The following is a 13,278-nucleotide window of genomic DNA, read 5'->3' on the forward strand; positions in this document are numbered from 1 at the left end:
AACCACATGATTTTGAGAAATTTATTCGTAACTTTCCTCGCATTTGTTGCGTGGGGGATTCAAACAAATGCTGGTGAAATACCACGAAAGGAATATCCACGTCCCCAGTTTGAGCGTAAGACATGGCTAAACTTAAATGGAGAATGGGACTATGCCTTTGATTTTACAAATATTGGGATGGAAAAGGAATTTCATAAAGCTACAACTTTCAGCGGTAAAATAACAGTTCCTTTTCCGCCGGAAAGTAAGTTGTCCGGGGTAGAACATAAAGATTTTATCAATCATATTTGGTATCATCGTATCATACGGAGACCGGAAGAATGGGCAGGCAAGAATGTAATACTGAACTTTGGGGCTGTCTATTTTAATTCGGAAATCTATATTGATGGAAAATTGGTTGGAAGACATTTCGGAGGTAGCTCTTCTTTTGGTTTCGATATTACCGGATATGTAGAGGATGGGTTAGAACACCATCTGGTGGTGCGTGCAAGCAGTGATCTAAGATCTATGATGCAAAGTGCTGGTAAGCAGAGTCTTTTGCTGAACTCTCATGGATGCCAATATACGCGTACTACCGGTATTTGGCAAACTGTATGGCTGGAGGCTGTGGCATCGGCAGGGTTACAGTCTGTTCATGCGCTAACGGATATTGACCAAAAACAGTTGGTTATTCACCCCCGTTTTTATCGTGACAGTTATAAGAACACATTGCGGATTGTTTTGCAAGAGAATAACAAGAAAATCGGAACAGTATGTGTCAAAGCTGCAAATAGTTCTGTGGCTGTATTTTCATTGAAGAATGTCAGGTTATGGTCACCGGAATCGCCTTTTCTGTATGATGTCCTGTATCAAGTGTTGGATGAGAATGGAAAGGTGATAGATGAGGTGACTTCTTATGTGGGAATGCGGAAGGTCCATATTGAGGGAAATAAGATTTATCTTAATAATAAGCCTTATTATCAGCGTTTGGTACTTGATCAAGGATTTTATCCGGACGGTATCTGGACAGCGCCTTCGGATGAGGCCCTGAAAAGAGATATAGAAATCTCGATGGCTGCCGGTTTTAACGGTGCCCGTCTACATCAGAAGGCTTTTGAAGAACGTTTCTATTATTGGGCCGACAAACTGGGATATATCACTTGGGGGGAAGCACCAAGCTGGGGAATGGATGCAAACAGCATTGAGGTTGCACGTAACTTTCTGCAAGAATGGTCGGAGCTTGTTTTGCGCGACCGGAACCACCCGTCTTTATTGATTTGGACGCCGATGAATGAAGAGTGGTGGCCCGATCACATACAATATCCACGTTTCACAGCAGATTTGTATGATTTGACTAAGTCATTGGATCCCACTCGTCCGGTGAATGATGCCAGCGGAGGATGTCATATAAAAACAGATATATGGACGGTACATAGCTATGAACAAGATCCGGCTGCTTTGAAGGATGCCTTATATAAAGATGGAGCTTTCTTTCAGACACCTAATAATCCGCAAGGAGTGCCATCCGCCAATGTGGGATTTAATGGGCTTGGTGTAGATAGTCCCTATCCTTTTCCGAAATATGAGGGCGATATGCCCTATTTGATAGATGAAGTAGGTGGTATAAAATGGGTAGAGACGAAAGATAAAAGTAATACAGATAGTTCCTGGGGCTACAGTACACCTCCTGCAACTCAAGAAGAATTCCTGCAACGTCTTGAATCGCAGATAGATGCTATACTAAGTTTAAAGGAATATGTTTGGGGATATTGTTATACACAATTGACCGATGTAGAGCAGGAGCAGAACGGCATTTTTTTTTATGATCGCAGGTCCAAGTTTGATTTGAAACTTATTTTCCGTATCTTTTCTAAAACTCCCCGGGAATAAATTTTGCATTTTATTCTTATCAGTTATAAGGCAAAAATATAAAAGTGGCAGCTGAGCATTTTATTGTGGAATAATAAGAAAGATGGGAAGAAGGTCGTATGAAAACCTCGCTTTGCTTTATTGTTTTTCTTCTTTTGCCTGTAGTAAAACTTCGTCCCACGGTTGCGGGCTCTATGGTTTCCAATTGGAGGCTGTGTAGCCCGCAATTGTGGGATATACAGTCCACAACTGGAAAACGAGGTTTTGCTACAGGCATAATGACATTAGTATTAAAGCTTTAGGGGAAAAAGGAAGGAGCATATCAAGTTTTACATCTACAGTTCAGCTTCCTATATAATGAGAGTATAGGGTTTAGCTCCTAACAAAATTATACGTTTTTAACTCCAGTAATGAATAGTTCAGGCTAAAAAGAGATATCTGCATGAATTCAAACAAAGTTTGTGTAATGCATCTTAAGAGTCTGTTAATTAGGGAAATATGAGTTTGAAAGGATGAAACAACTGGTGTAGGATGAAGCTTTCATACATCTTCCTACACCACTTTCTACACCATTTATCTATTTGATAATCAAATGAAAATAATGGCGGGTGTAGGATGTAGGAGATATTGATATAAACTCAACAGTATGTGATTTCATTTCTATAATATATTTCAGGTTTTCATTTATGTATATCTCCTGAAAAATATTTTTAATAGAGGGGATAGGGAAAACACTTCTAAATGGAGTAGCTTTATTTAATTTTTGTATTATTTTTGTATCGATGTACAAAATCATTGCTAATACTATTATGAAAACTCTTTTTGCTTTTTTTCTACTACTTGTCACCTGTAATTCTGTTATGGGAACTATTCCGGCAATACCAGCGGATGTTTATAATCACCAACTTTACTATACCGCTCCTGCTACCATTTGGGAAGAAACACTTCCTTTGGGTAACGGTCGTCTCGGTATGATGCCTGACGGTGGCGTTGATCGTGAGCATATTGTGCTGAATGAAATCTCCCTGTGGAGTGGTATGGAAGCTGATTATGGTAATCCGGACGCTTCCCGAAGTCTCCCGGCTATTCAGCAACTTTTATTTGAAGGAAAGAATAAAGAAGCTCAAGAACTGATGTATAGCAGTTTTGTGCCTAAGAAGCCTGAATCCGGTGGAACTTATGGTAACTATCAGATGCTGGCCGATCTCAATATCGACTTCAGTTTTCCGCATAGAAGAAAAACTATTTCAGAAAATGATGCAGCTCCGGTTACTGATTACCGCCGTTGGCTCGATCTGCGTGATGCAGTTGCTTATACCTCATTCACGAAAGAAGGTATTGACTATCAACGTGAATATTTCACTTCACGCGATAAGGACGTTATGATCATACACCTGACTACCAGTCGTCGCCGTGCCCTGTCCTTCTCTGCTCAACTTTCCCGTCCCAAACAAGGTGCGGTCTCTATGCTTCCGGGCATTGGGAAGGAAGAAGGAACTTTGTTGTTGGAAGGTACTTTAGACAGTGGAAAGCCCGGACGGGAAGGTATGAAGTATCGTGTTGCCATGCGATTAATATCTAAAGGTGGTAAACAGAATATTTCTGCCGAGCGTGGTATCACCCTGACTCAGGGGAGGGAAGCATGGCTGGTGCTTTCTGCCACTACTTCTTATGCTGCTTCCGGTACTGATTTTTCAGGAAACCGTTATAAAGAAGTCTGTGATAGTTTGTTGAATGCCGCTACTCAACATGTGCAAATTAAAGAGTCCCACATAGCCTCCCATCGTACCTTTTATGATCGTGTATCTCTAACTCTTCCGTTTACGGAAGATGATGTATTACCCACTAATGAGCGCATTACTCGTTTCACGGAGCGCGAGTCTCCAGCTTTGGCCGCTCTCTATTACAATTATGGTCGTTATCTATTTATCAGCAGCACCCGTCCGGGTAGCTTGCCTCCTAATCTGCAAGGATTGTGGGCAAATGGAGTAGAAACGCCTTGGAATGGCGATTATCATACCAATATTAATATCCAGATGAATCACTGGCCACTTGAACAAGCCGGTCTTTCGGAACTTTACCAGCCTTTGACTGCGCTTGTAGAACGTCTTATCCCCTCGGGAGAAGAGACTGCCCGTACTTTTTACGGTACTCATGCTCAAGGTTGGGTGCTTCACATGATGACGAATATCTGGAACTATACCGCTCCCGGTGAACATCCCTCTTGGGGGGCTACCAATACCGGTGGTGCCTGGCTTTGTGCTCATCTTTGGGAGCATTATCAATATACTCAGGATATTGAGTTTCTGAAACGAATTTATCCTGTGCTGAAAGGTGCTTCTGAGTTCTTTTACTCTACAATGGTGCGGGAACCTAAACATGGTTGGCTTGTAACAGCCCCTACTTCTTCTCCTGAAAATGCTTTTTTTGTCGGCAATGATCCGACTCCCGTCAGTGTATGTATGGGGCCTACGATGGATGTTCAATTACTGACTGAGCTATATACCAATGTAATTGAAGCAACTTCCATACTGGAATGTGATGCTGACTATGCCGCGAAGTTGCGGGAGGCATTAGATAAGTTCCCACCTATGCAGATCAGTAAAGGAGGATATCTGCAAGAATGGTTGGAAGATTATAAAGAGCAAGATGTACACCACCGCCATGTCTCCCATCTGTATGGTTTGCATCCGGGTAATCTGATTTCTCCTGATGCTACTCCTGAACTTGCCAATGCCTGTCGTGAGACGCTAAACCGTCGGGGTGATGGAGGAACCGGTTGGAGTCGTGCCTGGAAGGTAAATTTCTGGGCTCGCCTCGGTGATGGGGATCGTGCCTGGACACTGTTCAAGAGCCTTCTTTATCCGGCTGTTGATCCTCAGACAAAGCGTCATGGCAGCGGAACGTTTCCTAATTTGTTCTGTTCGCATCCCCCTTTCCAGATTGATGGGAATTATGGGGGAACCGCAGGAGTTGGCGAGATGTTGTTGCAAAGTCATGAGGGTTTTATTCATCTGCTTCCTGCTTTGCCGAAAAGCTGGCATACTGGTAACTTTCATGGAATGAAGGCCCGTGGCGGGATCTCCGTTGATTTGGAGTGGAAAGATGGAAAGGCTGTGAAGGCTATACTTACGGCAACTATACCGGGAATATTTCATGTGAAAATGCCGGAAGGTGTCATTCGGGCAAAGGCGATTATAGACGGGCAAAGTAATAACTACACAGGTAAAACGATTTCTTTGTCATTGCCTGAAAAGACTACTTGTATGTTGCTATTTGAGTAAGTAGAAAGGGTAGTAGAAGCCATAAGGTAAGAATAAAATATTGTTCTGAGATTTGTTTACCCTATTAAAATACTTTACTTTTGCGAGATATGTTAAGATATAAACGTATTTGTTTGTTTAGCTTTGGTAATAATATAAACTTCATAAAATTGATAAAAGAGCATGGAAACTGTACAAAAGAATTTGATATCTCTTGAACCTGTTGCATTAGATGATGGAAAAGAATTATTTGGTAATTTTATATTGCCTGATGAGAAGGTGTGCTTTACGTTTAAAGGGATTAGAGATAGAGCTGTGATAACCAATAAAAGAATCATTTTTATAGATGTTCAAGGAATTACGGGAAAAAAGAAAGAGCTTCTTTTTATTCCGTTTTCTAAAATAACGGCATTTTCTATTGAAACAGCCGGGACGTTAGATGCTAATGCAGAATTGAAAATATGGGCATCTGGTGTTGGAGGCTTAAAACTTAATTTTACTCCTAAAACTGATATTTTTGAAATAGGACAATTTATAGGTCAGTTTATAATATAAGTGATATTATGAATGATTGTTTTTCTCTATTTCTTGATGTAGCCGATCTACTTTAGTATGAAGAACAGAATTACTTTATTTCTCCTTGTGCTCTGCCTGTTGATACCTGCAACGACCAGTGCACAGATTCGCGAACTGGAACGTTCGATACCCGAAGTGGAAGGGGCTCCTTCCGGAGCACTTATTGCTTTGATGGACTCTCTGATGGGCTTGCCTAAAACGGACATACATAGTGTGATGGTACTACGTCATGGAAAGGTAATCGCGGAGATTTATCCTGAACCTTTCGCTCCGGAATATCGGCATACCGTATATTCTTGCTCCAAGACCTTCGTTGGTGCCGCTGTAGGCCTTGCTATTTCTGAAAATCGTTTGCGGCTGACAGATCGGGTGGCTTCTTTTTTCCCCGACCAACTTCCGGATACTATTTCTGCAAATCTTGCCGATATGACCGTCCGCAACCTGCTGAATATGACTTCCGGCGTCACTCCTGACTGGAATATGCGTAATGGTCGTACAGACTGGATCAGAGGGTATCTGGGAAAAACGATAAAAGTTCCCGGCAAACATTTCGATTATGACTCCATGAGCTCGTATATTCTTTCCGCTATTGTGCAGAAAGTGACGGGAATGAAAGTATTGGATTACCTGCGGCTGAAACTGTTCAAACCGATGCATATCACCGATATATCCTGGGAAGTAAGCCCTGAAGGAATCAATACCGGAGGTTGGGGTGTGTATTTGCAGAGTGAATCGTTGGCTAAGTTCGGACAGCTGTTACTGAATCGTGGAGTATGGGAAGGCAAGCAGTTGCTTCCGGCAGAGTGGGTGGACAGGATGATGACTAAACAGTCGGATACCGGTAGTTTTGGCTACGGTTATGGGTATCAGATGTGGCTTTGTGAATATCCGGGTGCTGTTCGCATAGACGGTGCCCTGGGACAATATGCGCTTCTCATACCGGACAAAGATATGGTAGTGGTCATCACTGAATGTACTTTGATAGATGGAGCTACACAGCGCCGTTTGGTGTGGAATCGCCTGTTGCCTGCTGTCGGCGATGATACCTTGATACCGGGAAAGGATTATAAACGCTTGTTGAAAAAACAATCTTCTTATCAGTTGCCTTTTGTACCGGGAAAAGCGAGTTCATCTCTTGCCCGTGATTATGCAGGAAAAAGTATAGTTCTCGAACCGAACAAGTTCGACTGGCAATCTCTGGATCTCCAGTTCAAGCAGAAGGAAGTAATCATGACCGTAACAGAGACTGACGGTACAAAATATAATCTCTCATTCGGTTATAAGCAATGGAAAAAAACTTCAACCGATGTCCATCCTCCCTATTCGATAGAAGCGAAAGGACGTTTTAATGGAATAGAGGGGCCGTTTTATGTAGCGGGCAGTTATGCCTGGCCATCGGCTGCGATGTTGGAACTCAAAGCACATTATGTTAACTGGATTACAGCTCTCAATATTACTTTCCGCTTTGACGGGGAGAATGTGCAGTTGACGGTTAAGGAGAACTACTCGTCGGAACCGAAAGTTATCAAAGGAAAGGTATGCGACTAAGCGGAGTGTTACTTATCTTTGTGCCCAATAAAAGAATTTATATGTTATGAACCGTATCACACTGACCCTGAAACGCCCTTTTATCTGGTTGAGCCGTTTTCGCCATCGTTGCGGCTATGGGGTACATTCGCCTTTTGCTTTCAATCTGATTACGCAGGTGATTTACGAATCTACTCCTTATTATAAATATAAAGATCTGGCAGTAGAGCAGAAAAAACTGGCTCCACAGAAAGACAACTATTGGAAGTATGAATCGAAGAAAGTGAAACGCCTCTTGTTCCGGTTGGTAAATTACATCCAGCCGGATACGATAGTGGATGTCGGCAGGCTTGCCGCTTCGTCTCTCTATCTGAAAGCAGGAAAGGAGGGAGCGGACTATACAGCGGCATCCGAACTTTCCGAATTATTTCTGGAAGCCGGCGTACCCGTAGGTTTCCTTTATCTGCATGATTATCGTCACCCGGAATTTATGGAAGAAGTATTCCGTATCTGTGTAGCACGTACCTGTGGAAAGTCGGTTTTCGTCATCGAAGGAATCCGCTATACTTCGCAAATGAAAGCGCTTTGGAAACGTATGCAACAAGATGAGCATGTGGGTATTACGTTCGACCTTTATGACCTTGGAATTCTCTTCTTCGATAAAACTAAGATAAAACAGAACTATATTGTCAACTTTTGATTATCTTTAGGCGTTTCAATAGTGATTAACAGTTAGTGATTGGTGATTAGCGTCACTTACTAACTGCTAAACACTAATTACTAAACACCAATCACTTATGAAGATATATACCAAAACCGGTGATAAAGGTACTACCTCATTAGTAGGTGGTACACGGGTACCGAAAACCCATGTCCGTCTGGAAGCATACGGTACAGTGGACGAGTTGAATGCTAATTTGGGAGTGCTTGTCACTTACCTGCCGGATGAAGCGGATCAGGTACTTGTCCGTCATATTCAGGACCGTCTTTTCGCAGTAGGTTCCAATTTGGCTACCGATCTTGAAAAGACAGAATTGAAGTGTGCCAGTGTTATTCACCCCGAAGAAATAGAACGAATTGAACGGGAGATAGATCGTTTGGATAATCTGCTGCCTCCATTGCATGCGTTTATATTGCCCGGCGGTAGTCGTGGAGCATCTGTTTGTCATGTTTGCCGCACGGTCTGCCGCAGGGCGGAACGTCGTATTCTGGCCTTGGCTGAACAATGCGAAGTTGCTCCCGAATTGCTTGCTTATGTGAACCGTTTGTCCGATTATTTGTTTGTCTTGTCACGGAAAATCAACTGGGATGAGAAAAAAGATGAAATATTTTGGGATAATAGTTGTAAGTGAGAGATTTTATTATACTTTTGCCGAAAAATAGAAAGTAGGACTTAATATTCACAATTTTAATACTTAGGACTTATGTATTGGACATTGGAATTAGCATCTAAACTGGAAGATGCTCCCTGGCCGGCAACCAAGGATGAATTAATAGATTATGCCATTCGTTCGGGCGCTCCGCTCGAAGTGATTGAAAATTTGCAGGAAATGGAAGATGAAGGCGATATTTATGAAAGTATTGAAGATATATGGCCCGATTATCCCAGCAAAGAGGATTTCTTCTTTAACGAAGAGGAGTATTAGCATGCTTTTTGAACCTTGCTCCGGTTGGAGAAGTACAAGGTAGTTAACACATAGAAAGAGGTAGTCCGTTAGATCTGTTTATAACAGGTTAGGAGGACTGCCTCTTTTTTATATTATTCCATTTATGACTGAAACACGAGAAAAAACGGTATGCCGCCTGCCGGAACTAAAAGAACGGCACTTACCCGGAGATTGCCGGGAAGCGGTATACACGCTTTTAAAAGAGACTTACGGTTACGAACAATTTCGTGATCTGGAAGTGTACGACGATTTGTTCAAGGGGAAGGACACGCTTCAAATTTCACAGGGACAATTGATAGAAAGTGTTATTGTCGAAGCAGAGAAAGCCCGGAATGGAGGAGAAGATGTGGATAACATCTTGCTTACAGCACCTACCGGTGCGGGAAAATCCTTGTTGTTCCAGTTGCCTGCCATCTATCTGGGTAATGAATACGGGATGCTTACCATTGTCGTATCTCCCTTGAAAGCATTGATTGTAGACCAGGTGGAAGGCTTGCAGGAATTGGGGTACATGCGTGTGGCGTATGCCTCTTCCGATTTGTCGCCCGAACAGAAGAACGAAGTGTACAGGCAGGTGCGTGAAAGTGAGGTGGATCTATTCTATCTTTCACCGGAGTTGTTGCTCTCGTATGATATCAAGCACTTTGCTGGTGAACGGCGTATCGGTCTGGTCGTAGTGGACGAAGCCCATACGGTAACTACATGGGGCAAGGAATTCCGTGTGGATTATTGGTTTCTGGGGCGCTATCTGCAAGGTTTGAAGAAAAGCCTTGGATATGCATTCCCACTTTTTGCACTGACGGCTACGGCTGTATGGAATCCGAAAGGAGGGAATGACATGGCGTTCGAAACCATTCGTTCATTGCAAATGGAGCCATGTGTGCTTTATGCAGGTACAGTGAAACGCCGGAACATCGGCTTTGATATCCGGCAGATGGAGATAGAGGAAGGAGAAACCTATGATAAAGCCAAACAGCGTGTTGTGTCTGACCGTGTAGAGGATTTCCTCGACGGGCATAAGACTATTCTTTATTATCCTTTTGCAGGTGGTATCGACATGCGTCTGAAAACGTGGGTGAAATCGACGGATTGGCACTTGGTCGCCTCCTACTATGGTAAGAAGGACAAAGAACAAAAAGCAGCTATTGTACAGGAGTTCAAAGAAGGCGAGAAGCGAATGATTGTGGCTACAAAGGCATTCGGCATGGGGGTGGATATCAGTGATATCGACCGGGTGTATCATGTGGCGCCTTCCAGCACATTTGTGGACTATATACAGGAGATCGGACGTGCAGCCCGTGATACGGATATTCATGGAATCTCGGCGACGGATTATCATGAAAGGGATTTCTATTATATGAAGCGCCTGCACATGGCGGGCAATATAGCACAGGAACAGTTGTCGCTGATTTTGAAGAAGCTGATGGAAGTGTACCGGATGAAAGGCGAAAAACAGGAAATGCTGGTGTCTTTGTCCGACTTTGAGTTTGTGGTGAAATTGCCAAGAATGAAGAACAAGCTGGAATATGAAGCGGAACTTGGACAATTGATTAAGACTGCTCTGCTATGGTTGGAAGATGATTTGAGCCATCGTTATGGAAAGAAATTGCTGGAAGTGAGTCCGCAAAACCTGCTGACGGAAGGATATATTCAGGATAAGACTGGTGATGTTTTTATTCATGAGTTCAAGGATTATCTTACGAAGGTGAAGGGCACGGAAGATGTGTATACGGCACGTTTGGAGAAACTGTGGGAAGAACGTTTCGCAGAGTTGGGATATAGAGAATTTAAACAGAAATTGAATGGTGGTACGTTGTGGGAAGGTTCCCGTGCAGTATCTGTGGGTAAGCATGAAGTATTGCTGAAAGAAGATGCAGCCGTAATTCGCCAACGAATGGATGGACTGTTCTATAGTTTGAAGACTTTGCTTGTTGATAAGTTGCGGAAGACTAAGGGGCGTTTTGATGAAGAAGAATTGCGTGCGATATTTGCCGAGCATGGTATGGATGTGCCGTCAGCGAAACGTTTCATTGGTTCACTGCTGGAGTCACGTACGGAAGAAGGGCGTAGTGTGAGCTATATCAGTAGTGTGAAGAAGAAAGACTCCAATGAACTTTCTTTCACGGTGACGAAAGGATTTGACTTGTTGCTGTCGCGCTATCAGAAACTCTTTAGCCAGCGTATTGTGGGTAAAAAAGGTGACCGGTTATTGTTCTATAGCACTCCGTTCTCTGATTTGAATATGCTGCTTAATCTCCTTTCCATGCTCGATTGTCTTTCATTCAGTGTAGAAGGTGGCGGTACGCCTTGTGTGCAGGTGTGTTTCGATGACCCTGAGAGCTTACAGCAGATTGCGTCCTCCGATGAATATCATAATCTGATACTTGAGAATAATGAGCAGATATTTCAGGAGCAGATCGAACTGTTCTCTTTCTTCTTCGGAACGGATGGAATGGATGATACGAAACGCTGGGATTTTATTGAAGACTACTTTACCGGAATGGGAGTAGAGGAGCTGAAGGCGAAGTATGCTGCTCCACTATAAAACCAATTCTTTGAATAATCTTTCTAACGTCCTGTCCAGATCGTCGGAGAAACCGGCATGCGGACGGGACGTTTGAATACAGGAACTTCTCACGGCAGTCAGCCAGCGGAAACGTTCCGGTACATCAAGTTGGGCGATGGGGCCGCCGTCTTTGGCTCCCGAACATATTTTATTAAATACATCCAAATGGGCAAATACCAATTCCCGGTCTACTTCGGAAACATATAGCTTCAGTTTGTCCTCGTTTACCTGACAAACGGACTTGATGTAACCTGCCCTTTTCGAGAAAAGGATTACTCCCACATTGAAGAACTCCTCACGTTCTACTTTGGGAACCAGGCGAATAACTGCGTATTCATATAAGTGCTTTCCTTGCATTCTGTGCTTCTTTTATAAATATTTCGGAATGGGCCAGTCTTTCGGTCAGAAAGCGGGTATAGATATCTCTGATTTCTTCGGGCGTTTCATGGGTATCTTCCCAGTGCAGCCAGTCGTCAGGAATAAGTGCGACGATCTGCTGTATCTTTTCATCGGTCAGCATGGGACGAAGGAGGGTATCGGCTTCTTCAAGTCGGGATGCTTCGGGTAGCAGCACGTGATTTTTGATATAGGTGAACGGACTTACCGCATGTTTCTCCCAGTTTTCCCATGAATGGTGAAAGTAAAGAGAAGCACCGTGGTCTATCAGCCAAAGTTCCTTGTGCCACATCAACATGTTGGTGTTGCGAAAAGTACGGTCTATATTGGTCAGGTAGGCATCCAGCCAGACAATACGTGAGGCAAGTTCCGGATCTACCTTGGTCGCTACAGGATCGAATGTCAGGGCACCCGAAAGGAAGTGTAACCCCAGGTTCAGTCCGCGGCTACCTTGCAATAAGTCTTGTATCTCTTCGTCTCCTTCGGTCCGTCCGAATGCTTCATCGAGGTTCAGGAACACCAGCTCCGGCACTCTGAATCCAAGTATATGCGCAACCTCTCCACCAATTAATTCGGATATTAATGCCTTTGTTCCATGCCCGGCACCACGAAACTTTACGACGTATTTGAATTCGTCATCAGCTTCCGCCAGTGCTGGCAGTGAACCGCCTTCGCGTAAAGGAGTGATGTAACGGGTCAGATTGACTGTTCGCAACTCTATCATGATTGTCCTTTCAGAAAATAGTTAGGCCGTCCGGCTCTTTTGAGGGGATGACTGTTGCAAAGATAGTGAATATTCACGATTGCCCAAGGCTGGCTTCCAGAAACTGTTGCAGAATGCGGGCATGATTACGGACAGGTTCTTTGGAGGCATATAGCAAAGTAACTGTTTTATAGGGTTTGATTGATACCAGAAAGTTCCGTGTGGCTTCAGAAGTTTCCAGTTCTTTCCGATACATATCTGAGAAAGCCTCCCAATGTCCTGCCGTATCTTCATGAAACCATTTCCTGAGTTCAGGGGAAGGCGTGATGTCTTTTTCCCAGACATCATATTTCAGATATTCTTTTTTCATGCCGCGAGGCCATAGACGATCTACCAATACGCGGTAACCGTCTTCTGCTTCGGGGTCTTCATAGACCCGTTTGATTTTTATCTGCGTCATAGCTTTCTTTTTTATATATACAAATAATTGGTAGAATTAGTTCATTACTTTTCGGTTATGAATTAATTCACCACAGAGTAACACAGAGTTTCACAGAGTTTAATCAATTTGAAATCACAAGAATAGAACTCCGTGAAACTCTGTGTTACTCTGTGGTGAAAACTCATTACTAATACGTTATGAGGTCAAGTGATAAGTGATCTCTTTTTCCTTGAAACGAATTATCTGTTTGTGGTAAATACATGGCCTGTTTCCAGAGTCTTTCTCTTTTT

General features: G+C 43.3%; 11 protein-coding genes. 8 read left to right on the forward strand and 3 right to left on the reverse strand.

The window, feature by feature from the left end; translation table 11 throughout:
* Positions 1-6: 6 nt before the first annotated feature.
* The 8 genes from BACCELL_RS11745 to BACCELL_RS11785 all read left to right on the forward strand — a co-directional run bounded on the left by BACCELL_RS11745 (position 7) and on the right by BACCELL_RS11785 (position 11,426).
* Positions 7-1,869, forward strand: a complete 1,863-nt coding sequence (locus BACCELL_RS11745; protein WP_007212017.1) for a glycoside hydrolase family 2 protein — start codon at positions 7-9, stop codon at positions 1,867-1,869.
* Positions 1,870-2,657: 788 nt separating this feature from the next.
* A complete protein-coding gene (locus BACCELL_RS11755; RefSeq protein WP_044153621.1) occupies positions 2,658-5,132 on the forward strand; it encodes a glycoside hydrolase family 95 protein in 2,475 nt (824 codons plus the stop codon).
* A gap of 162 nt (positions 5,133-5,294) precedes the next feature.
* On the forward strand, positions 5,295-5,666 hold the full coding sequence (locus BACCELL_RS11760) for a PH domain-containing protein (RefSeq protein WP_007212020.1): 372 nt from the start codon (positions 5,295-5,297) through the stop codon (positions 5,664-5,666).
* Between the two features lie 57 nt (positions 5,667-5,723).
* The gene (bas-suc, locus tag BACCELL_RS11765) at positions 5,724-7,235 is read left to right on the forward strand and encodes a 3-succinylated cholic acid synthase (RefSeq protein ID WP_007212021.1); all 1,512 of its coding nucleotides are present in this window, start codon (positions 5,724-5,726) and stop codon (positions 7,233-7,235) included.
* 46 nt (positions 7,236-7,281) lie between these two features.
* A complete protein-coding gene (locus BACCELL_RS11770; protein ID WP_007212022.1) occupies positions 7,282-7,914 on the forward strand; it encodes a hypothetical protein in 633 nt (210 codons plus the stop codon).
* A 97-nt stretch (positions 7,915-8,011) separates the two neighbouring features.
* The gene (locus BACCELL_RS11775; RefSeq protein ID WP_007212023.1) at positions 8,012-8,566 is read left to right on the forward strand and encodes a cob(I)yrinic acid a,c-diamide adenosyltransferase; all 555 of its coding nucleotides are present in this window, start codon (positions 8,012-8,014) and stop codon (positions 8,564-8,566) included.
* A 72-nt stretch (positions 8,567-8,638) separates the two neighbouring features.
* A complete protein-coding gene (locus BACCELL_RS11780) occupies positions 8,639-8,860 on the forward strand; it encodes a DUF2795 domain-containing protein (protein WP_007212024.1) in 222 nt (73 codons plus the stop codon).
* 124 nt (positions 8,861-8,984) lie between these two features.
* Positions 8,985-11,426 (forward strand): helicase-related protein, encoded by a 2,442-nt coding sequence (locus tag BACCELL_RS11785; RefSeq protein WP_007212025.1) that lies wholly within the window; start codon positions 8,985-8,987, stop codon positions 11,424-11,426.
* On the opposite strand, the gene BACCELL_RS11790 is transcribed toward BACCELL_RS11785, so the two are convergent.
* The 3 genes from BACCELL_RS11790 to BACCELL_RS11800 form a co-directional block, all read right to left on the reverse strand.
* Positions 11,421-11,804, reverse strand: coding sequence for a DUF3037 domain-containing protein (locus BACCELL_RS11790; RefSeq protein ID WP_007212026.1), 384 nt, complete (start codon positions 11,802-11,804; stop codon positions 11,421-11,423). The genes BACCELL_RS11785 and BACCELL_RS11790 overlap by 6 nt on opposite strands.
* Complete coding sequence (locus BACCELL_RS11795; RefSeq protein WP_026367230.1) at positions 11,782-12,564, reverse strand: HipA family kinase; 783 nt, start codon at positions 12,562-12,564, stop codon at positions 11,782-11,784. Before BACCELL_RS11795 ends, BACCELL_RS11790 begins: the two co-directional genes overlap by 23 nt.
* Before the next feature lie 76 nt (positions 12,565-12,640).
* Complete coding sequence (locus tag BACCELL_RS11800) at positions 12,641-13,006, reverse strand: DUF488 domain-containing protein (RefSeq protein ID WP_007212028.1); 366 nt, start codon at positions 13,004-13,006, stop codon at positions 12,641-12,643.
* Between the last annotated feature and the right edge of the window lie 272 nt (positions 13,007-13,278).

Source organism: Bacteroides cellulosilyticus DSM 14838 (genome assembly GCF_000158035.1).
Lineage (GTDB): Bacteria > Bacteroidota > Bacteroidia > Bacteroidales > Bacteroidaceae > Bacteroides > Bacteroides cellulosilyticus.

Coding starts and splice junctions, on each gene's coding strand:
- BACCELL_RS11755 (WP_044153621.1), top strand. CDS start 2,658: ATGAAAACTCTTTTTGCTTTTTTTCTACTACTTGTCACCTGTAATTCT.
- BACCELL_RS11775 (WP_007212023.1), top strand. CDS start 8,012: ATGAAGATATATACCAAAACCGGTGATAAAGGTACTACCTCATTAGTA.
- BACCELL_RS11760 (WP_007212020.1), top strand. CDS start 5,295: ATGGAAACTGTACAAAAGAATTTGATATCTCTTGAACCTGTTGCATTA.
- BACCELL_RS11790 (WP_007212026.1), bottom strand. CDS start 11,804: ATGCAAGGAAAGCACTTATATGAATACGCAGTTATTCGCCTGGTTCCC.
- BACCELL_RS11745 (WP_007212017.1), top strand. CDS start 7: ATGATTTTGAGAAATTTATTCGTAACTTTCCTCGCATTTGTTGCGTGG.
- BACCELL_RS11800 (WP_007212028.1), bottom strand. CDS start 13,006: ATGACGCAGATAAAAATCAAACGGGTCTATGAAGACCCCGAAGCAGAA.
- BACCELL_RS11770 (WP_007212022.1), top strand. CDS start 7,282: ATGAACCGTATCACACTGACCCTGAAACGCCCTTTTATCTGGTTGAGC.
- bas-suc (WP_007212021.1), top strand. CDS start 5,724: ATGAAGAACAGAATTACTTTATTTCTCCTTGTGCTCTGCCTGTTGATA.
- BACCELL_RS11780 (WP_007212024.1), top strand. CDS start 8,639: ATGTATTGGACATTGGAATTAGCATCTAAACTGGAAGATGCTCCCTGG.
- BACCELL_RS11785 (WP_007212025.1), top strand. CDS start 8,985: ATGACTGAAACACGAGAAAAAACGGTATGCCGCCTGCCGGAACTAAAA.